Source organism: Eubacterium limosum (assembly GCF_000807675.2).
Taxonomy (GTDB): domain Bacteria; phylum Bacillota; class Clostridia; order Eubacteriales; family Eubacteriaceae; genus Eubacterium; species Eubacterium limosum.
Genome location: NZ_CP019962.1, coordinates 2,438,743 through 2,459,518, shown reverse-complemented (window position 1 = coordinate 2,459,518; position 20,776 = coordinate 2,438,743). Strand labels below are relative to the sequence as shown.

Sequence of the window (20,776 nt, the reverse complement as noted above, 5' to 3'; positions counted from 1 at the left end):
ATCAGCTGTTTTTGGAATTCTTTTTATTTTTCTTTACCACCACCGCAACAACGATGAGCAGTACGAGAATCATTCCTACAACAATCGCTGAAATCATCCTTTGATTGGAAAACGTATCAGTATTACTTTTCATATCGTTTACATTATTATTCTCAGATGTTTCCTCGTTTATATTATCAATTTGAACGGGAATATTTTCTTCCGACGCTTCTAGAGCTGTTGATGGAGCGTCGCTGTCATTGATGGATTTATCCGTTTCTACAGCCGCCACCGATAGGTCTCCTGTTATCAACTTTTCGCTCATAAGCTCATTGTTTTCATTGTACTGATCTTTAACTTCGATTCCTACAACCGGCTGTTCCGAAGAATTGGATATTTTTTTAAAGTAAACATTTAAAATCGTACCGCCGTTCTCATTGGGGTTAAGCGAGGCATAACTGCAATAAATCTTTTTTTCCTCAGCTACATGATTTCTGGCCACCATCGTATTTTCTGCAGACGCAAGGGGCCCATTTTTTATTTCCACAAATTCCAGATTTTCTCCTTTGTAAGAAAGGACAAAATCGGCTGCTTGAATATTTGAATTCTGTGCCAGATTCAAACTGTAGATTACCATATCATTTTCTTCTGTTTTAGAAATATTTGTTTCGCCTTGCTGCGCAAAAACGGCTGGCGTATAAATGATGGCAGTTATCAATAATAATAGGATTAAAAAAGATGTTTTTGATTTCATGTACTCATTCCTTTTTATGAAAAAGGACGGAAGTCATCACTCCGCCCCTTTCAATCATTATTTTTTAATGCTTATTCTTCATTTTCTGCGTATTTGATAAGCTCTTATACCAACTGCAGTCAGTACAAACAAAGCAGCGATAACTGCCGCACTACCTGCTGCAGTACCTGTAGACGGATTAGAAGAATTATTCTTGCCGTCCTTTTTGTTTTTATCGTTATTGACTGGTATCTGTTTAACAACTGTTACTTCAAAGGCATCCTTCAGCTGATATTCTTCCTTAGTATTATGATCCGTATAAATAACCGTAATTTTCTGAGTCCCCTCTTTATTTGCATCATATCCGCTTACTTTAAGCAAAGTGGATTCCCATACAATGGTTGCTTCAGCATCTTTTGTACTGTCATAGAAAACAACAGATAATCCTGCAGGATTCAATGCTTCACCCATCTTATATTCCAATTTCTGCGGTGTTGTTTTCAGCGTGATCCCATCAATCGCAATTGTGTAGCTTAAGCTTTTATTTCCTGCAACAATTGTATCTTCAGCCTTTTGAGTGTAAGTGACAACCACTACCTGTTTCCCGGCTTTTTCCATTTGGTAGCCAGAGCACATTTCTACTGTTACCGGAATAGCCAGGGCGTTTGAACCGTCTGTATAGATTGCGTTAATGGCGCCATCCGCGGCAAATGCACTGCCCTGTTTATAAGTCGTTTTCGTCGGTTCGGTATTCCACTCGATCGTTTTTAAAGCTTTCTTAACTGAAATATTAAAACTTGTCTCTTTTTCGGCATAAGTTACCTTGACGGTCTGTACGCCAAGTGTTGTCAAATCGACTGTTGAACACATATCCGCTGTCAGATTAACAATTTCGGAATTGCCATTATCATAAACGATGCTAAGTTTTCCACCTGTTACATCTAAGCTCATGTCCTGTCCGGCAATATATTCCGTTTTGCCCGGCAGAGTGTTCATTGAAACTCCAGTAACAGTTTTTTCAATAACTGTAATAGCAAAAGTGGCTGGCGTCTTCCATTCAGGCAATGTAACTGTTACGGTCTGATTGCCCGGTTTGTTAAAATCATAATCCGAACACATAGCTTCTGTCACTGCTATTTCTTTTTCATCGCCATCGTTGTACTGTGCTGTCCAGTGGGCTCCTGTCAGATCGAGATGCTGATTCTTCTTTCCTTCCAGATAATTTGTTTGGTCACTGGTTGGTGCGGTAAACTGTGCCGCTACAATTGTTTTAGGAATGACTTTTACATCAAAAGCTTTCTCCACTTGTTTATTCTGGCAGCTAACCATGACCGCGTAGGTACCAGCTTTGCTCATATCCATTCCCTGACACATTTCGGCTGTCAGGTCAACGGTTTCTTCAGTTTTGTCTGTATAGATTAATTTGACTTTTCCTCCGGCTGGGTCAAAAGTCTGTCCTTCAACATATTCTAATTTTGTTGGCGGTGTCACTTCAAGTCTGTCAATTTCTTTGCGCACATTAATCGTGAAAGACGTTGTCTTTTCACCATAAGTAACCGTCACTGTCTGAGTACCCAGCGTATTTAAGTCGTATCCTGAACACATTACATCTGTCAGAGCGATGCTTTCCGTGACACCATTATCATAAGTAACTTTCAACTTACCGCCGGAAACATCTAATTTGGTGTCTTTTCCTGCAACGTACTCTGTTTTTGCAGGGGCAGAATCCATTGCAATTGTCGTGACCGTCTTGGCTTTAACATAAATTTCAAAACTTCCTGCGGTGTCCCATCCTGGAAGCCTGACCGTTACATTCTGATTGCCAGCATTTTCAAGATTATAGCCAGAGCACATTGCTTCTGTCACAGCAATCTCTTCGCTGGTTCTATCACTATATTCCACTTGCCAGAAAGCTCCTGTTAAATCCAGATGCTGCTCAGGTTTTCCCTGGAGATAGTTTCTTTGATCTCCCGTTGGCTCCGTAAAGACCGCTGAAGTAATTGAACGTTCGGCTACTGTAATATCGAAACCTTTTGCCGCCTTAACATTTTTATAAGTAACATCAACGGCATACTTACCGGATTTACTCAAATCATAACCACTGCACATTTCTGCTGTCAAATTAAAATCCTGAGTGGCCTCATTTGTATAGGTCGCAGTGATAACGCCGCCGGCAGGATCAAATGTCTCTTTATCAGTAATATAACTGGTCTTTGTCGGCGCAGTTTTTAATGTGACAGCACTGACATCGGGGTCGACTTTCACCTTATCTTTGATGGTAACATCTTCTTCATTGATTGCAGGTACAGTTTCCATTGCACCCTGACCTTTAGCGTGTTCACAGTTTTTAATGGTCTGTGTAATCTGCGCATCCCCCATAACCGCTTTGGTTTTAGCCTTAAAGGTCACAACGAGCAGAGCACCTCCTTCTGTCATCCACTCAGGAGAGGCGATCGCAAGATTTAATTCGCCTGCGATTTCTTTGTTAATCGTCCAGGTCGGGGAACTCTTTCCTTCCTCATCGAGACGATCAGTCCATCGTTTAAAGGCATCGCCTTTAACGGCTTTTACCACTTCCACTTCATCTGAATTGTAGTTAATGGTATAATCGAAGGCTCCCATCTTTGAGCCTTCTGACACATTAACCGTCACAGTGAATTCTTCGCCTGGTTTGATCTCTCCAGCTTCCGTTGATAATGATACACGCATTGGCTCCTCTGCCAATGCAGCTGGTATCATTGTCAGCATCAATGCCAAAGCCACAATCAGACTGGTCATTTTTTTCATCAATGACTTCTTTTTCATGCTTTAACCTCTTTCTTTTATAAATTTATATATAAAGTACATTTTGTACGATATATCCCTCTAATGAATTAAACATTCTTGAAGCTGATTTAAATAAACACGGGCGTTTTCCGACAATTCCAATTGAGGTTTATCTTTTATCTGATAAGCGATCGGATCGGTATTATTCTCCACCTGCCTAAGCATATCAGGAATTTGTAACGCCATATCTCCATAATAATAAATTTTTTCAATTTCGCCGCGTTTATTATAAAAATCCATAGTCTCCTCAAGAATTTTCAAATATTCTTCATAACGTTTTTCATCATATTTAGCACGCTTAATAGACTCCTGCTTATACAAAATCATTGACTCATAATCCTGACGTTGCCCTGCCTCTAGAACCATTCCTTCATAAGCCAGTGCCACCGCATCATTCGTGTTCAAAATATCTTTTGATAAACGGATAGTGTCATTCTCTGACGAGCCCTCTAAAATCATATTTGTCTTAAACTCAGTTTCAAATGGCAGTATCTTTAAAGCATTTTCATAATTACCTATATGTCCTGAATAAAAACCAATTCCAAGATAAGTGTAAAACCCTGATATAAGTGCCAAAATAGTTATAAATGCCTTTTTAGCAATGAGGGGTGTAGAAATTGTTCTCACCTTACCCAGATCAAACACCATAAGTAAGATGAACCATATGCACAAAAATTGTAAATCAAAATCTACAAAACTATGGATACCGATGAGCATCAATAGTGTTTTTTCCATAAAGCTGCGCTTTTCAGAAAAAAGTGTTTTTAAAAATACAAATCCAAAAATCAACATAGCCGGGATCCCCGCGTCCATCCCCATCTGCAATAGCATGTTATGAACGTATCGCGTGGAATAAACGCCCGTCTGCACCTGAGGCTGTATGTAATAATAACCCGAACTGCCAATACCAAAAGGATTCTCGATCAAAAGATGTATGGAATCCTTCCAGTATAATACACGCCCCCATAACTCTGTGGACTGGGTGAACAGTTTTGTAAACCGTCCAATTCCGCCAGTATCTCCCGATAGAATGACATACACCAGAACCACGGCAAGGAGTACGCTGAAAATCCCCAAAAGAGGCAGCCGTATTTTTTCAGCCTTTATCAACAAGACCAATACAAGCACAGCCGTTAAGACAAAAACAGTTCGGCTGCCTGTCAGAAAAATACCGAGCAGTAAAATACCAAATAGCGCCATATTCACAGGGCTACGTTCATTCCTAAAGCCAATAACAACTATTCCCAAAAGCAGATAAAGAGCAAAGCTGTTGGCATATTGGAAAAATCCGCCCAATCGTCCACCATCAATAAACCAGTTGGAAAATTCCGGAATGATAAACCCAGAAATGGATAAAACAGCCATTACGGCACTCGACAACGGAACCACTTGCAGGCAGTCCCTGATCTCATTCCGCGTGAACTGCATCATTACCAGTAAAAACAAAATGCAAGGCGAAATCTTGATAAATCCTGCAAAGGCCATTCCCCGATCAACCGCCCAGATGCAGGTGAGCAGATAGCAGAGAAAGAAAACCATCAGCAGGCTGGCGCCTGTTCCGCCAAAACAAAAAGTTTCTTGTTTATAAATCCAATAAATCAGAAATACTGCCAGTGCTATGCCAGAAAGACAGGCTGTGAATTCGTAAAACAATCCGTAGAAAAAGGGAATAGTAAATAAAATCACTTTAAAAAAGTCAACGCCTTTTTTTCTGGCAGCGGCTGCATTTTTATTATTTGTCAATATAACACTGTTTCTTTTGTCTTTTTTACTCTTCTTATTTGAATTTTTTCTTTTTCTTTTTTGTTCTCCCATAATACTTTTGTTCCGTCTATCAATCAAAATGATTAATCTCTTTAACGGCATATCTTAATATCTGCAAACCATCCGATGAGTTGACCAGTGTATCTTTATTGACATCTCCCCAGATGAAATCATTGCCGGTCAGTTCTATTTCCTTGACAGAATGTCGTAAAATTAATAAAGCATCGGAGGCGTTGATTTGCTTATCTTTATTTACATCCCCTAACTGCCACATCTCTGTGCTGAAATTAATGTTGTATTTTTGAGCGTACGCCTCCGCGACCGAACCAGCATCTCCGTAAATAATCAAATCCGGCGAATGATAATCCCCAATCGCATTTTCCTCAATGGTTGTTACACAGGCTGGTAGATAGAGCTCTTTAAGACTGTATAATCTCAAAGAATAATCCTTCAAGGTAACGTCCTCGGCATTTTCCGGAATAATCAATGTCTCTACTCGGCTTTGCCAAAACGCATTTTCGATTGTTTTGATGGAAGTCGGCATCGTGATCGATTTGAAGGCTGCATAATCGAAAGTGCCACTTTTTATTGTTTGAATGCTATTTCCCAATGTGACGGACGCCAACTTGCTGCAATAGTTGAAAGCGCCAACTCCCAACTCTTTCGTACTGTTAGGAATTTTTATGGCCGTTAACGCTTTGCAGTCTCTAAAAGCATAATCTCCGATATCCTCCGTTTTCTCTGAAAGTTTAATATTTTTGAGGGTGCTGCCTACAAATGCATTTGCATTTATAAAACGGACATTGCCACTTTCAAAATTTTCGATATCATTATCATACGCAAAGGCGCTGTCTCCAATTTCAACAACGGGTTTTCCGCCCAGGCTTTGGGGGACATCTTTGTTTACCGAATTGGCCGAAAACAGTATTTTAACCCCATCGTCGACACTTTCATAATAATAGTCATTTTCATTGGGCGTGGTATCGCTGACGAAAGGCCATCCCTTATCCTTCGCAAACGCTTCAGCTTCTGTGCCTTCTTTGCCGACAATATGCGCATTTAACGGCTTATATGTATATCCTTCACAGCTGATGGACTGTATGCCTTCGGGAATTTCTAATTTTTTCAAGCCATTACAACCCCCAAACGCATCTTTTCCAATTGTTTTAATATTTTCCGGTAGTGTTATGGATTTTAACGTTCTGCATTCAAAAAACGCACTGTCCCCAATTTTTGATAAATTTTGGTTGAAATTTACAATTTTTAGATTTCTGCATGTCGAAAAAGCATTATTGCCGATAACAATAATACTATTACCCACAGTAACTGTTTTCAGATTTGAATTCCCAGAAAAAGCAGAATTACCGATTTCAACTACATCCTTATTTTCAAGTTTGTCTGGTATCGTCAGTTCACTACTGTTTGATGTGAAACCGATAATCCGCACACCGTTTTCAATCTCCTCATAATAAAAATCACCTGATTTTTTCGTGCTTTCATCTACAAACATTAATCCTTTTTCTTTTGCAAACTTTTCTGCAGCGCTGCCTTTCTTCCCTGAAATAATCGTAGATTGATTAAAAGGATAATCCCCAAATGTGACAACACTCGCAGGAATTTCAATAACACGCAGTGAACCACAGCCAGTATAAGCATAACTATTTATTTCCTCAACTTCTCCATTAAAGGTGATTTTTTCAAGATTAATACAATTCGAGGCAAAAGACTGCGGAATAATTTTTATCCCTGTGCCCGTCGTGATTTCTTTCAAAGACTCACAATAATAAAAAACATAAGTTCCCAAACTCTCTGTCGAATTCGGCATTTTAACAGTGGTTAACGCACTCCTGCTAAAAGCATTACTGCCGAGACTTTTCAGTCCCTCTGCAAATGTTACATTTTTCAAACTGCTACAGCTGCTAAAAGCGTTATCCTCGATTATTTTTATCTGTTTTCCCAGGCTGAGACTTTCCAGTGTTTGATTGTTGAAAAAAGCACCTTTACCAATTGTTATAATATTTTTTCCCTCGATTGTATTGAGATTCAAAACCGCGCTTTTTCCTTCGTAAGTTAATATTCGAACTCCGATACTTCCGTCTACTGTGTCATTTTCATAATAGAAATCTCCTGACTTTTTAGCCATTATATTAACGAAGTTCAAATGATTTGTTTCGGCGTAAGTCTGGACAAAACTCCCCGGCGTGCCAAAAATTTTAATCTGATTGTCATATCCAAAAGCATTACTGTCGATATCTATCACAGAAGCAGGAACAACCACCTTAGCTAACTTGCTACAGGAATAAAAAGCATAACTACCAATTTTCTGCACGTTTGCGCCAACTGTAACAGAAATGATGGTCGAATTGTTAGAAAATGAATGTGCTGCCAGGCTTATGACACTTTTGCCTTCAAACGTATCCGGTATGATTACATCGGCATCTGTACCGCTGTATTTAGTAATTTCAATGCCACCTTCCACTTCTCGGTATGTATAATCATCTTTTGCTACTGTCTCGATTCTTTTAACTTCTTGTCGAGGTGAAGACTCAGGCTCTGATTTTTGTATCTCATTCTGCTCTGTTACTGATATCTGTGGCAGATTGAATTCAGGCAATTCCAATAGCGGCATTGTTTCCTCTTTTTCCGGTTTTGTTAATTTATCTTCGAGTTCTTCCGTTACATTTACTTTATTAGCTTGTGTATTTTCAGATGTCGCAGATGGTATAGCCTCTTGCTCTGTCAACTGTTTCGCCGAATTGTCTGTCTCAGACTTTTCCCCAAAATCCTGTTGTGCAAATACACCTACAGGCAGCAGAACTAAGATTAATAAAACTGTTAGAATATGTACCACTCTTTTTTTTAATTTCATGACAACGCTCTCCTTCCTCTCCTTACTTAAAGTTAAATTCATCATTAAGTTAGGAACTTAACGATAAAAAACATCAAAAAATAAAAAAAGACTTGCCACACTTTTTGCCACATATTGCAAGTTTTAATAAAACATGATAGACTTATATAATCGAGAAGTATAAGATTTTATGACAATAAAATCTATAAAAACAATTGCAGAAAAATCAAATTATTGAAAATTTTATTGAGAAAAGAAATATTTTTATAGTTATTTTATCGTTAAGTTCCTAACTTAACGACCCTTATTTCACCAGCATTGTGCCATTTTTTCCATCTGCGCTCTTTTATGCTCTGTGGCGCAATGTCCGTAGCAGCTCAGGGTAAAGGCAACGCTGCTGTGTCCCATGAGTTCGGACAGGGCCTGCATGTCAACGCCTGCTTCCAGGGCTCGGGTGGCAAAGGAATGACGGAGGCTGTGAAAGGTCACCGAAGGGTCGAGCTGATGGCTTTTTTTTAATTCTGTAAAATAATATTGAATGGTCCGTGCGTCAATGGGCCTTTTTTCTTTCCAGGAGATCAGTGGCTTCTGGATATCTTTTTGGGTGCTGTGTTTCAGATATTCTTTTAAAATTTCTTTTAGCGGTTCGTTCAGCGGGATATCCCGGCGGCTTTTTCCTGTTTTCAGCGCTGTCTTGATCACGCTAGTTTTGTCTTCTTCCGCTGTTTTTACCCGCTGGCGACTGTACCGGACGCGCAAAACGCCTGCCTCCAGGTCCACATCTCCCACATTTAATCCCATCACTTCGCCCAGTCTCAGCCCTGCGCCTACGGATAAAAGGACCGCCATCGATTTTGCATTCAAATCTTTTTTCAGCGTCTCGCACAGTATTTTCTGCTCGCTTTGGGATAAAATCGGCTTTTCGCTGGTCTTCAACACCGCTTTGGCTGCCTCTGGCACGGCTTCGATATAGCCGTGTGATTTGGCATCCTTCAGGATTTTAATCAGGTGTCCCTGTATGTCTCGAATCGTCTTTGGCGCGAGCTTTTCCTTCCTTTTTAAATGCTCCCTGAATTCCATCATATGCTGATTACTGATGCTTGCGAGCCTCTGGCTGCCCAAAAAAGGAATAATATGCGCCCGCTCATAGCTTTCATAGGTTTTTAAGCTTGTGAGCCGAACCGACTGCTGCCGCTTTCCTATCCATTCTGCTAAGGTCATTTCTGCTTTCATTTCTCTTCCTCTGTAAAATTTATCTTTAAACAAAAAACCCCGGGACATAACTTTTCGTTACATCCCGGGGCCTTATGCTTACGCGTTTCTACCGCAGCATTTTTTATATTTTTTACCGCTGCCGCATGGGCATGGATCATTGCGTCCGATCTTTTCTTTTTTAACAACGGTGTTTCTTTCTCTGGAGGCTTTCATCAATTCCCGTTTTCTCTGGGCTGTCAGGATATCATCCCACTGCGGCAGATCATAAAGCCATTCGGCCGGTACGCCTACCATGTTGTAGTACAGCTTTTCAAAGTCAATTTCCAGGCGTACCTGGGTATCGGCTTCCAGCTCTTCAAGGTTATCGAAATCCGATTTCAGGCTCTCGCTGATGCCGTCCATAAAGCCTGCCATCATCACGGGGGTGACGTCGTATTTTTCTGCCAGCTCACTGATGGTTCCTTCTACAACATCCTGTTTTTTACCCAGAATATCTTCATAAAAAGCCGTTTCTTTAGTCAGATATTCATTCCAAAGCGCTTTATAGCCTTTTTCATCCTCCGCAGGATCAATGTCTGAGACCTCTTTCCATTCTTCGTATAAACTCATCGTTTTCTCCTTCTGTTCCTGTTTTGCTCAAAATATTATATCGCATTCCCGGTTTTATTACAATTCCTGAATGACAAAAATCCGGGTCTTTTATTTCAATTTCATTGGAATTCCTGAAACGGTAAAATAGACCTCATCGGCCCGGCAGGCCACGTACTGATTCATCCTTCCGGAAATATCTCTGAAGTAATTGCCGAGCTTATAGGAGGGCACAAGCCCCAGCCCCACTTCGTTTGAGACCATGAACAGGTGCTTGTCTCTGCACACCTCAAGCAGGATCTTAACCTGTTCCCTGATCTTATCCTCAACCTCTGCGATGGTGTCCATGCCGCAGTGGTCATAATCCACATCGTAATCCAGCATATTGTTGGTGATCATAACAGTCAGGCAGTCAAACAGAATGACGTCGGCCTCCTGAAAGGCAGGATCCTCCGCCATAACTTCGTAATCCTTATAGCGCTCGATGGTTGCCCACTCTGACGGACGCTGTTCCTGATGTCTTCGTATCCGGTCCTTCATGCCGTCATCAAAGGCAATGGCTGTGGCAATGTAGGCAACCTTGCTGCCCACTTCCTTGACTGCCTTTTCCGCAAAACTGCTTTTGCCGCTTCGGGCGCCGCCAGTTACAAATACTAAGCTTCCCATTTTCTTTTATCCCCTTAAAATATTATTTAAAGCTGCAATCAGACGGTCGTTATCCTCACGCCGCTTGATGGCTGCTCTGAAAAACTGGGTTTCCAGTCCAGCAAAATCCTCACAGGTCCGGATATTGATACGCTGCTCAAGCAGCTCCTTCTGAAGTGTCTGCGCGCTTCTTCCCGCCACCTTATACAAATGGAAATCCGCGCCGCTCGGATACACCTTCAGACCAGGCAGACTGGACAGGGCGTCGAAAACACGCTGCCGCTCTGTCTGGATGTAGTCCCGCGTTTTCTGCATATAGGCTTTGTCATCGTAGATACACATGGCGGCTTCCAGCGCCAGGGTATTGATGGTCCATGGCTCTTTGTAGGCCTCCATGGCCTGGATAAGCCCTGCTGAGCCGACGCCGTAGCCGATCCGCAGTCCCGGCACCCCAAAGAATTTGGTCAGTGAACGTAGCAGGAAAAGACGGCGGTCGGAGTGGTTTACATATTCCAGACAGGTTTCGATGCCTGAAAATTCGATAAAGGACTCGTCAATAAACCAGATAATTTCAGGGTCCATCCGATCCATCAGCTCCTTGATAAAGGCTTTGCTGTAAAGGCGCCCTGTCGGGTTGGTCGGATTGCAGAGATACACCGCCTTCGGGCGGCATTCCTCTGCCAGTCGGATGAGCCTTTCGGGATCCAGCTCAAAATCATCCTCCGGCGACAGCGTAAGCTCGCTGACTCCGCCGCAGCCGTTCATACTGAGCGCCCGGCGGTACTCGTTAAAGGTGGGCACTGGAATGAGCGCCTGCTCCGGGTGAACGCCTCTGGCAAAAAGATAGATCAGCTCAATGGCGCCATTCCCCAAAATCACGTTTTCTGGCGCGACGCCGATGTCCTCTGCGATTTTATTCCGGGCTGTCTCGCCTGTGATCTCCGGGTATCTGCCGAGGTCGTCCAGAGCTGTTTCCAGCCTTTTTCTCAGTCCCTCCGGCATCCCCAGCGGGTTAATGTTAATGCTGAAATCCAGCACGTCTTTTTTGTCGCCTCGATATCCGCCATGTTTATTCATTCTTTTCCTCACTATGAAACAATATAAATTCCAAAGAAAATCAGGCCCGTGAGTACCATCATAACGACCTCACTGGAAAACATAATGCTGATGGTATCCTTAATGTCCTCGTAGGCCAGGCTCCGTCCGGCATCGCCGATGGTCGGCTTTTCAAGCGTCTGCCCGAAATACAGGTTGGTGCCGCCCAGCTGAACGCCCAAGAGCCCGGCCACCACGGATTCTGGATGCCCGGAATTTGGGCTTTTATGGTTCTTTCGGTCGCGCGCGTAAATCCGCTGCCCTTCACCGACCCTATATCCCAGAAACAGGCCGCCAATGAGCATAAACCAGCTTCCAATACGTGCGATGACAAAGTTGGCGATATCGTCAATTTTGGCGGAAAAATAGCCAAAGTCCTTGTAGGGCTCCTGAACGTAGCCGACCATGGAATCCATGGTGTTGACGGCTTTGTACAGCATGGCCAGCAGCAGCGGGTTGACAAAGGGCACAAAAACCCACAGGACAACGCCGACAAACATGTAGAAAATCGGCGCGAGCACTCCGTCAATGGTGTTTTCCGCGGTGGTTTCCACTGTCGCGCGGACAATGCCGCCTTCCTGGAGCTCCTGGGTATCGCGCCCCACAAGGTAACCGACCATGGTGCGGGCCTTTGGTATATCCTTGTCCCGCAGTGCGTCATAGACCTTCATGACCTCCTCCTGCAGACATTTCGCCGCAATGGTGGTGGATAAAAGGTAAAGGTTCACCACATAAAATAAAACGATATTGAGCCGGTATGTAATATACTGCACTGCCAGAATAACAGCGCCGGTAATCACAATTGTCAATACCCAGAGAATGAGGCCTTTGAATTTTCTGGCCTTGCCCTTATTTAATTTTTTTGTTAAAAATCCAACCAGTTTTCCAATGTATACAATTGGATGGGGAATCCATGCCGGATCGCCGATCAGGCGGTCCAGCACCACAGCTCCCACAATCAGACAAAACCAAATGCCAGCGCTCATTCCTAAAAGCATCTTATACTCCAATAATTTCCATTAATTTCTGCATGTCCAGATTATTTTCAACGGTTTCGGCCAGCAGATCGTATTGCTCTTCCTTAAAGGCCTTGAAATCGACCGCTTCGCTCTCTGACGCGATGTTCTTTTTCTTTTTCAGGGTTTCAATTAATTTTTCACGGAACGAATCGTTGTCAAACACGCCGTGCAGATAGGTCCCCATAACTGTACCGTCTGCGGATACCGCGCCGTCCGAGCGCCCGTCCTCAAGCGTTGAAAAGCTCTTGGTGTCATCAATGGGCGTGGTTTCACCCATATGGATCTCATAGCCGGTGATGGCACTGCCGCTCAGTCCCATATTTAAGAAATCTGCACTGATGTGTCCTGCCACCCGCGTGGTGGTTTTTTCTTCCTCCAGCACAGTGCGCATGTTTAACAGCCCCAACCCCTTGATGGAACCTACTGTAGACTCGACGCAGTGCGGGTCACAGATCTCATCGCCGAGAATCTGGTAGCCGCCACAGATACCGATTACCGGCACGCCAGCTGTATGCTTGGCCAGAATTTCTTCCTCCAGCCTGCTTTCCCGCAGCTTCACAATATCGTCAATGGTATTTTTGCTGCCCGGTATTACAATGAGATCGGGATCGGCACGGTGCAGCTCCCGCTGGTTCTCATAATATTCTACCTTAACATCGGGGTACATGTCAAAGACTGTGCAGTCGGTAAAGTTAGAAATATGACGCAGCCGTACCACACCGATGGTGATCACGCCCTCGCGCTGTTCATCCCACCGCTCGGTTACACTGTCTTCATCATCAATGACAAGGCGCTGATAAGGGATAACACCCAGACACGGAACGCCTACCTTTTCCTCGATCATCTCAATGCCTGGCGTAAGCAGCTCGACGTCGCCCCGGAATTTATTGATGATAAAGCCCTTGATTCTTGCCTGTTCCTCTGGCGCAAGCAGCTTGATGGTACCGTAAACGGAGGCAAAGACCCCGCCGCGGTCAATATCGCCGATGAGGATAACCGGCGCGTCCACCATTTCTGCCAGTCCCATATTCACAATATCGTTGTCACGGAGATTGATCTCTGCCGGGCTTCCTGCGCCTTCGATGGCGATGATGTCATGGCTTTCTGCCAGCATATTGTAGGCGTCCATGACCACATCGGTCAGCTTTGCCTTATGGGCATGGTACTCGACCGCGTTCATGTTAAACTCGGCCTTTCCATTCAGGATAACCTGGCAGCCCACGTCTGAGTTCGGCTTCAGAAGCACTGGATTCATCTCTACCTGCGGCTCAATTCTGGCACATTCCGCCTGAACGACCTGCGCTCTGCCCATCTCTTTGCCGTCGAGGGTTATATAAGAATTAAGCGCCATATTCTGGGATTTATAGGGCGCTACACGGTAACCTTTATTGTTCAGAATCCGGCATACTGCTGCGGTCAGCAGGCTTTTTCCCACGGATGAGCCCGTCCCCTGAAACATGATATTTTTTGCCTTTTTCATTTTTTACTCCTAGCTTTATTTTTATGCGCACACTGATCTGGTTTTAACTATTTATTTTCTGCCATCCAGCCGAGTATTTCCTCTGCTGTATTAAAGACGACCGGGTACTCAATCCTGGGGCGTTCGATAAATATAACACGCACGCCCATATCGGCCGCAGCGCGCAGCTTTTCACTGACGCCGCCCACGTCGCCGCTGTCCTTTGTGACCAAAAACCGAATGTCGAACTGGCGGATGGTCTCCACGTTCATAGCGTAGCTGAAAGGCCCCTGCATGGCAATGATATTCTGTGGCTTGTAGCCAAGACGCTCACACTTTTCAAGCACCTTGCTGGTTGGCAGCACCCGCACGATCACACGTTCCTTGGGCAGAGGATCGTAAAACTCCAGCTGGCGGCTTCCTGTTGTCAGCAGGACATTGCCCTCCTGTTCCAAAAGGTAACGCACTGCTGATTCATAATCCGGAAACCCCAGCGTCTGCTGCCCGTCATCCATCATCCGCGGCCTTTCCAGGCGCACATAGGCGGCCCCTGCTTTTTTCGAGGCCGCGATGGCGTTGAGCGAAACCTCTTTCGCGTAAGGATGGGTGGCGTCCACACAGAGCTCAATGCGCTTTTCAGCCATCAGCCCGGCCAGTCCGTCTGTCTCAAGGGCTCCGGTGTGGATTTCCAGACGTGCGTTTTCCGGAAGGCTTGCTGTATTATAAGCAGTTACGGAGGAATAAAGAACGGCGCAGCCCTGTCCGAGCAGCGCCTCTGTCAGCTTGCGGCTGTCATACGTTCCTCCGAGGACCAGAATCACAGCTGGTACCCCCGTGGTGTAATCATTTTTAAATGGTCTTCTGTAATATAGGTTTTGGAATTGCCGATCACCACCATGGAAAACATGTCGATTTCTTCATCGCACATTTTTTCAAGTGTGGTGATGACGTAGCTTTCATTGGCACGCTTGGCGTTTCTGACAATGCCCACCGGTGTTTCCGGTGCTTTATATTCCAGCAGAATCTTCTGGGCTTCCACGATATTATCCGGACGGCCCTTGCTCTTTGGATTGTAGAGTGTCACAATAAAATCGCCTTCGCCAGCACAGCGCAGGCGCTTTTTAATCATTTCCCAGTCGGTCATCAGGTCGCTGAGGCTGATGACACAGTAGTCGTGCATCAAAGGAGCGCCTAAGGTAGACGCTGCCGCATTGGCGGCGGAAATCCCAGGGACCACAACCACTTCAACGTCGCTTTTCTGCTTTTCAACGATTTCCAGCATAATGCCTGCCATACCGTACACGCCCGCGTCACCGGAGCTTACCAGCGTAACGGTTTTTCCCTGTTCAGCCAGATCCAGGCAATCCTGGCAGCGGTCGATTTCCTTGCGCATTCCAGAGGAAAGCACTTCCTTATCGCCGATTAAATCTTTGATCAAATCAATGTAGGTTTTATAGCCTACAATCACGTCCGCATCCTTCAAGGAATTTTTAGCGGCTTCTGTCATATGTTCATACAGACCTGGCCCCAGACCTGTTACGTAAATTTTTTTACTCAATCTATTTCTCCTCTTAATTTGCTTATTTCAAAACGATCTCCAGCCCAAAGCCGCAGTTCATTCTTTATTGACGACCTGCCAGACCGACAGGGTAATTCCCCCACACTTCTGCTTCTCCAGCAAACACGCGCCAAAGCCGGACGCCACATAGCCGCACGGCTCGCTGACCGCGTAGAGACCTGTGGTTTTGAAAACAAAGTCCGAGCCTTCAAAACGGCTCTGTACCATTTTCACAAAATCATCCGGCACCACCTTAAGCTCTGCGTCAAAGGTTTTGCAGGCCGCGTGTATTCCCTTCTCATCGGCTTTCAGGCCAATGGTAGCAAATGCCTTAACGGATAGCGGATGGAGCTCAAGGGCGGCGAGCACCTGTCTCACAGCTTCCTCAATCCGCGCTGCCTCGGTATTCCTACGGCAGCCGATACCGATCACGATTTTTTTCGGCACGATCTGAATAACGGGTTTTCCTGGCGGCCAGATAAACGGATCATCGGCTGAGACCACCACGCAGCCGCTGTAATCGCCGGAAAGGGCCTCCTGCTTTTCTGAAAAAACCAGATTCGGCGGCAGCACCAGCCCAGTGGGTTTACCGTGCTCTTCGACAATCAGGGCGACGGGTTCATCGTCCAGGATCAAGGCGGTTACATCCTTGGCCGTGGTGAAATCCGCAATGGTGCAGCCCAGCTTTTCAGCCAGCACATCCACTGCCATACTGCCCTTCACATCGGTTCCGGTGGTAATGACGGGCTGGGCGTCCATACGCTTTGCCAGATATACGGCGTTCTCATTGGCGTGTCCGAGATGTCCGGATAAAAGGCTGATAACATACTTCCCGTCCGGATCCATGACCAAAATGCCCGGATCCTTTGACTTATGGCCGAGATGGGGCGCAATGCTCCGAACCACAATACCTGTGGCCATGATGCATAAAACCGTATCGTAATCGGCCATGAGCGTTCCGAAAAATTCACCGATTTTTCCGCGGATCAGCTGTGTTCCGGGGGCGGCGTATTTCTCCATGGTAAAGATGTCCGGCGCTTTTTCAGGAATGTGCTCCTTTACCTCAAGGGCTTTCCGGACACCTTGTCTGGAAACAGCGACAACGGCCCATCTCTCTGTGCGCTTCATACCCTATTTTGTAGCGGTGCGGTATTCGTGGGTAAAGGACGGATCATACAGCTTGGAAAGGCTGTACTTGTCGCCCAGGAAATCCCCGACCAGAATCTGAGCGGTTTTTGTAATACCGGCTTCCTTTACCTTATCCGCAATGGTTTCAAGGGTTCCCAGAACAACTTTCTGGTCTTCCCAGGTTGCACGCTGGATAACGGCAATGGGTGTGGTGGGCTCGTACTGGGTCATCAGGCGTTCTGCCACTTCGTCGATCATCTGAACGGACAGGAAAATGGCCATGGAAGCGTGATGCGCTGCCAGTGATTCAAGTTTTTCCTTTTCCGGCACTGGAGTGCGGCCTTCCAGACGGGTGCAGATAACGGTCTGTGACACGTCCGGCAGTGTAAATTCTTTTTTCAGAACAGAGGCTGAGGCGGTAAAGGAGCTGACGCCCGGCACCACTTCAAAGGGAATGTCTTCTTCCTCCAGGCGGTCCATCTGTTCACGGATCGCGCCGTAGATCGCCGGATCGCCAGTGTGGACACGAACAACTTTCTTGCCCTCGTTAACGCCCCTGGTGATCACTTCGATGACGTCGTCCAGTGTCATGGAGGCGCTGTTGTAAATTTCAGCGTCTTCCTTGTGGCCTGCCAGCACTTCCTTGTTGACCAGAGAGCCTGCGTAGATAATAATGTCCGCTTCGCCAATCAAGCGCTTGCCCTTTAAGGTAATTAACTCCGGATCTCCAGGACCCGCCCCGATTAAGTATACTGTGTTTTTCATTTGTACTCCTAGTTTTTATTTGATGTATTTGTTGATTTTCAATTTTTCAAAGCAGTTCTTTAACGCTTGTGCCGTTCTTGGCATGCTCTAAAAACATATCCTGAATGCCCTTAAACTGGCCGAGTCCCTTCAGGACACATTCCACTTCAAAGCCTTCGTTTTCGAGCAGTGTTTTCCATGAGTCTTCCTCGTCGCTTGCCATATCGTTGATGGCATGATCACCGGCTACGATCATAAAAGGCGCCAGGTAAAGCTTATGGTATCCTTTTTCCTTAAGCTGCGGAATAATATCGCTCAGACTCGGAAAGCCCTCTACGGTTCCCATAAAGGCGTTTTTATAGCCTAAGTGCTTAAAGGTGTAATCCATGGCCGGATAAGTGGCATTGGCGTGATGCTCGCTGCCGTGTCCCATATAGAGCAGGGCTTCGCCCTCTTTCATTTCTGGCAGCTCACTGATGGCTGTTCTGGCCACCTGCTCATAATCGTCAATGGTTGTCAGAAGCGGCGCGCCGATGGTCAGCACATCAAAATCATTTTCAAATTTTTTGAGCTCGTTGATGGTCAAATCGTATTCGTAGCCGTTGATGACGTGTGTTGTCTGGCAGACAACCTCGGTATAGCCTTCATTTTTCAGCTTTTCAAGGGCTTCGTGGGGAATGTCCACATATTCATTGTCACGCTCTCTGAGTTTCTTGATGATCATCCGCGAGGTAAAAGCGCGTCTGAAATCATAATCCGGAAAGCCTTTCTGCAAGTCTCTCTCGATGGCTCCGATGGTTTTTTCCCGGGTTTCACGATAAGATGTCCCGAAACTTATCACTAATAAAGCTTTTTTGGGCATTCTGCACTCCTTGTTCTTTTATTCTCTATGCAAGCGCCTTAAGCGCAGCCAGATTGTCGGCAATGGTCTTTTCAATATCGGCTTTGGTGTGGGCGGCTGAGACAAAAATCCCTTCAAACTGTGCCGGCGGCATCAGATTGCCGCGGTTCAGCATTTCGGCAAAATATTTTGCGTAGGTTTTTGTATCGCTGGTCATCACACTGCTAAAATCACTGATTTCCTGATCGGTAAAGAACAAGGCGCTCATTCCGCCAAAGCGCACCATCTTTGCCTTAACACCGGTTTCCTTAATATTTTTGTTAAAACCGGCTTCCAGCTGCCTGGCACAGTCTTCCAGATGGGTGTAAACCTCTGGGTGTTCCTTGAGATAGGTTAAGGTGTTGAGCCCCATTTTCATGGCGATGGGGTTTCCGGACAAGGTACCTGCCTGGTAAACCGGGCCGAGCGGTGAGAGCTTTTCCATGATATCCCGCCGTCCGCCAAAGGCGCCTACCGGCATACCGCCGCCGATGATCTTACCGAGTGTGGTAAGGTCCGGCTTAATGCCCAGCACCTCCTGTGCGCCGCCAAAGGCCAGCCTGAACCCTGTGATGACTTCGTCAAAAATCAGCAGGGCACCCTCTTCCTCGGTCAGCTTTCTCAGGCCTTTCATGAAGGTGCTGTCCGGCGGCACAACACCCATGTTGCCCGCGACCGGTTCGACGATCACACAGGCGATCTCTCCCTTGTTTTCATCAAAAAGCTTTTTAACGGAATCCAGGTCATTGTAGGTTGCCACCAACGTGTCCTTGGCCGTACCAGCAGTAACGCCTGGGCTTGTGGGCACACCGTAGGTCAGGGTGCCGGAGCCGGATTTTACCAGCAGAGAATCGCTGTGTCCATGGTAGCAGCCTTCAAATTTGATGAATTTCTCACGCCCGGTATAGCCTCTGGCCAGGCGGATGGCGCTCATGGTGGCCTCGGTGCCGGAGTTGACCATGCGCACCATATCCATAGACGGGTAAGCGTCAATGATCATTTCCGCCACGCGGATCTCAATTTCTGTCGGCGCGCCGTAGGTGTTGCCCTTTCTCAGCGCTTCATCGATGCCGTCGTAATAAGCATCCGCGGCATGGCCGAGAATCAGCGGCCCCCAGGAGCAGATATAGTCAGTGTATTCATTTCCATCCGCATCATAGATCTTTGAGCCCTTTCCATGGTCGATAAAGATCGGCGGCATACCCACTGACTGAAAAGCGCGGACGGGGCTGTTGACCCCGCCGGGAATAACACGGTTCGCTTCTTCAAAAAGTGCAGTCGACTTTGTATGCTTCATTTTATTCTGTCCTTTACTGATATTTTTCAATCAATGCTTTTAAATCTTTTGCGAAATAGGTGATGATGATTTTGGCCCCCGCACGTTTAATGCACAGCATACTCTCATAAATGGCCTTTTCATCTAACAAGCCGGCGTCTACCGCATTCCGGATCATCGCGTATTCGCCGCTGACCTGGTAGGCTGCCATTGGCAGATAAGACAATTCCTTGGCCTTTGCAATGATATCCAGATAAGGCATTGCAGGTTTTACCATGACAATGTCTGCGCCCTCCTCGATATCTAGCACGACTTCCTTCAGCGCTTCCTCGCTGTTAGCCGGGTCCATCTGGTAGCTTCTGCGGTCGCCAAAGGCCGGAGCGGAGTTTGCCGCGTCGCGGAACGGTCCATAGAAGGTAGACGCGAATTTGGCGGAATAGCCCATAATTGGAATGCTTTCAAAGCCTGTATCGTCCAGTGCTTTACGCATGGCTTCGATATGGCCGTCCATCATGTCTGAGGGCGCTACCATATCCGCGCCGGCTTTCGCATGGCTCACGGTTACCTTACACAGGGTTTCCAGCGATTTGTCACGCTTAATATCGCCGTTATCGTGGAAGAAGCAGCAATGCCCATCGCTCTTGTATTCGCAGAGGCAGACATCCGTGATGACGTACATTTCCGGATCTTTTTCCTTGACAATGCGGATGGCCTTCTGGATAATCCCATCATCCACAAAGGCTGGTGTTGCTTCCGCGTCCTTTTCATCCGGCACGCCGAACAGAATAATGTAACGGACGCCCAGCGCCTTCAGCTCATCCAGTTCCTTTGGCAGCATATCGAGCGACAGGTGGTACTGTCTCTTCATGGACGGGATTTCACGCTTAATGTTTTCCCCGTCTACCACAAACAACGGGTAAACCACATCGCGCATGGATAATTCTGTTTCGCGGATCAGATCACGAACCGCTGCGTTTTTTCTCAATCGGGTTGGTAACATAATAATCAACTTCCTCTCT

At 45.9% G+C, this 20,776-nt stretch carries 17 protein-coding genes; all 17 read right to left on the bottom strand.

Features of this window, described 5'->3' with window-relative positions:
* Position 1: 1 nt before the first annotated feature.
* The 17 genes from B2M23_RS11605 to hemB all read right to left on the bottom strand — a co-directional run bounded on the left by B2M23_RS11605 (position 2) and on the right by hemB (position 20,757).
* Entirely contained in the window at positions 2-733 is a 732-nt protein-coding gene (locus B2M23_RS11605) for a cohesin domain-containing protein (protein ID WP_038352240.1), read from the bottom strand.
* Between the two features lie 78 nt (positions 734-811).
* Complete coding sequence (locus tag B2M23_RS11600) at positions 812-3,517, bottom strand: bacterial Ig-like domain-containing protein (RefSeq protein ID WP_038352241.1); 2,706 nt, start codon at positions 3,515-3,517, stop codon at positions 812-814.
* Positions 3,518-3,577: 60 nt separating this feature from the next.
* Positions 3,578-5,353: an O-antigen ligase family protein gene (locus B2M23_RS11595; RefSeq protein ID WP_167617880.1), complete on the bottom strand. Its 1,776-nt coding sequence runs from the start codon at positions 5,351-5,353 to the stop codon at positions 3,578-3,580.
* Between the two features lie 19 nt (positions 5,354-5,372).
* On the bottom strand, positions 5,373-8,171 hold the full coding sequence (locus tag B2M23_RS11590; RefSeq protein WP_038352243.1) for a leucine-rich repeat protein: 2,799 nt from the start codon (positions 8,169-8,171) through the stop codon (positions 5,373-5,375).
* A 288-nt stretch (positions 8,172-8,459) separates the two neighbouring features.
* A complete protein-coding gene (locus tag B2M23_RS11585) occupies positions 8,460-9,383 on the bottom strand; it encodes a tyrosine-type recombinase/integrase (protein WP_038352244.1) in 924 nt (307 codons plus the stop codon).
* Between the two features lie 78 nt (positions 9,384-9,461).
* The gene (locus B2M23_RS11580; RefSeq protein ID WP_038352245.1) at positions 9,462-9,974 is read right to left on the bottom strand and encodes an SEC-C metal-binding domain-containing protein; all 513 of its coding nucleotides are present in this window, start codon (positions 9,972-9,974) and stop codon (positions 9,462-9,464) included.
* A gap of 90 nt (positions 9,975-10,064) precedes the next feature.
* Positions 10,065-10,619, bottom strand: coding sequence for a bifunctional adenosylcobinamide kinase/adenosylcobinamide-phosphate guanylyltransferase (cobU, locus tag B2M23_RS11575; protein ID WP_038352246.1), 555 nt, complete (start codon positions 10,617-10,619; stop codon positions 10,065-10,067).
* A gap of 6 nt (positions 10,620-10,625) precedes the next feature.
* On the bottom strand, positions 10,626-11,675 hold the full coding sequence (locus B2M23_RS11570) for a pyridoxal phosphate-dependent aminotransferase (RefSeq protein WP_038352247.1): 1,050 nt from the start codon (positions 11,673-11,675) through the stop codon (positions 10,626-10,628).
* A gap of 11 nt (positions 11,676-11,686) precedes the next feature.
* Positions 11,687-12,691, bottom strand: coding sequence for an adenosylcobinamide-phosphate synthase CbiB (gene cbiB / locus B2M23_RS11565; protein WP_052237229.1), 1,005 nt, complete (start codon positions 12,689-12,691; stop codon positions 11,687-11,689).
* Between the two features lies 1 nt (position 12,692).
* On the bottom strand, positions 12,693-14,192 hold the full coding sequence (locus tag B2M23_RS11560) for a cobyric acid synthase (protein ID WP_038352248.1): 1,500 nt from the start codon (positions 14,190-14,192) through the stop codon (positions 12,693-12,695).
* 47 nt (positions 14,193-14,239) lie between these two features.
* Positions 14,240-14,992, bottom strand: coding sequence for a precorrin-6A reductase (gene cobK / locus B2M23_RS11555; protein WP_038352249.1), 753 nt, complete (start codon positions 14,990-14,992; stop codon positions 14,240-14,242).
* The gene (gene cobJ, locus B2M23_RS11550) at positions 14,989-15,729 is read right to left on the bottom strand and encodes a precorrin-3B C(17)-methyltransferase (RefSeq protein WP_038352250.1); all 741 of its coding nucleotides are present in this window, start codon (positions 15,727-15,729) and stop codon (positions 14,989-14,991) included. Before cobJ ends, cobK begins: the two co-directional genes overlap by 4 nt.
* A gap of 57 nt (positions 15,730-15,786) precedes the next feature.
* A complete protein-coding gene (locus tag B2M23_RS11545; RefSeq protein WP_038352251.1) occupies positions 15,787-16,857 on the bottom strand; it encodes a cobalt-precorrin 5A hydrolase in 1,071 nt (356 codons plus the stop codon).
* A gap of 3 nt (positions 16,858-16,860) precedes the next feature.
* The gene (gene cobM, locus B2M23_RS11540) at positions 16,861-17,622 is read right to left on the bottom strand and encodes a precorrin-4 C(11)-methyltransferase (RefSeq protein ID WP_038352252.1); all 762 of its coding nucleotides are present in this window, start codon (positions 17,620-17,622) and stop codon (positions 16,861-16,863) included.
* Positions 17,623-17,668: 46 nt separating this feature from the next.
* Positions 17,669-18,463 (bottom strand): sirohydrochlorin cobaltochelatase, encoded by a 795-nt coding sequence (locus B2M23_RS11535; protein ID WP_038352253.1) that lies wholly within the window; start codon positions 18,461-18,463, stop codon positions 17,669-17,671.
* A 25-nt stretch (positions 18,464-18,488) separates the two neighbouring features.
* Positions 18,489-19,778 carry a glutamate-1-semialdehyde 2,1-aminomutase gene (gene hemL / locus B2M23_RS11530; protein ID WP_038352294.1) on the bottom strand — a complete coding sequence of 430 codons (1,290 nt, stop codon included), beginning with the start codon at positions 19,776-19,778 and terminating at the stop codon, positions 18,489-18,491.
* Between the two features lie 13 nt (positions 19,779-19,791).
* Positions 19,792-20,757, bottom strand: coding sequence for a porphobilinogen synthase (hemB, locus tag B2M23_RS11525; protein ID WP_038352254.1), 966 nt, complete (start codon positions 20,755-20,757; stop codon positions 19,792-19,794).
* Between the last annotated feature and the right edge of the window lie 19 nt (positions 20,758-20,776).

Bases quoted from the DNA above. Each gene is read 5' to 3' on its own strand.
- B2M23_RS11605 (WP_038352240.1), bottom strand. From the start codon at position 733: ATGAAATCAAAAACATCTTTTTTAATCCTATTATTATTGATAACTGCC.
- B2M23_RS11600 (WP_038352241.1), bottom strand. From the start codon at position 3,517: ATGAAAAAGAAGTCATTGATGAAAAAAATGACCAGTCTGATTGTGGCT.
- B2M23_RS11595 (WP_167617880.1), bottom strand. From the start codon at position 5,353: ATGGGAGAACAAAAAAGAAAAAGAAAAAATTCAAATAAGAAGAGTAAA.
- B2M23_RS11590 (WP_038352243.1), bottom strand. From the start codon at position 8,171: ATGAAATTAAAAAAAAGAGTGGTACATATTCTAACAGTTTTATTAATC.
- B2M23_RS11585 (WP_038352244.1), bottom strand. From the start codon at position 9,383: ATGAAAGCAGAAATGACCTTAGCAGAATGGATAGGAAAGCGGCAGCAG.
- B2M23_RS11580 (WP_038352245.1), bottom strand. From the start codon at position 9,974: ATGAGTTTATACGAAGAATGGAAAGAGGTCTCAGACATTGATCCTGCG.
- cobU (WP_038352246.1), bottom strand. From the start codon at position 10,619: ATGGGAAGCTTAGTATTTGTAACTGGCGGCGCCCGAAGCGGCAAAAGC.
- B2M23_RS11570 (WP_038352247.1), bottom strand. From the start codon at position 11,675: ATGAATAAACATGGCGGATATCGAGGCGACAAAAAAGACGTGCTGGAT.
- cbiB (WP_052237229.1), bottom strand. From the start codon at position 12,691: ATGCTTTTAGGAATGAGCGCTGGCATTTGGTTTTGTCTGATTGTGGGA.
- B2M23_RS11560 (WP_038352248.1), bottom strand. From the start codon at position 14,192: ATGAAAAAGGCAAAAAATATCATGTTTCAGGGGACGGGCTCATCCGTG.
- B2M23_RS11545 (WP_038352251.1), bottom strand. From the start codon at position 16,857: ATGAAGCGCACAGAGAGATGGGCCGTTGTCGCTGTTTCCAGACAAGGT.
- cobM (WP_038352252.1), bottom strand. From the start codon at position 17,622: ATGAAAAACACAGTATACTTAATCGGGGCGGGTCCTGGAGATCCGGAG.
- B2M23_RS11535 (WP_038352253.1), bottom strand. From the start codon at position 18,463: ATGCCCAAAAAAGCTTTATTAGTGATAAGTTTCGGGACATCTTATCGT.
- hemL (WP_038352294.1), bottom strand. From the start codon at position 19,778: ATGAAGCATACAAAGTCGACTGCACTTTTTGAAGAAGCGAACCGTGTT.
- hemB (WP_038352254.1), bottom strand. From the start codon at position 20,757: ATGTTACCAACCCGATTGAGAAAAAACGCAGCGGTTCGTGATCTGATC.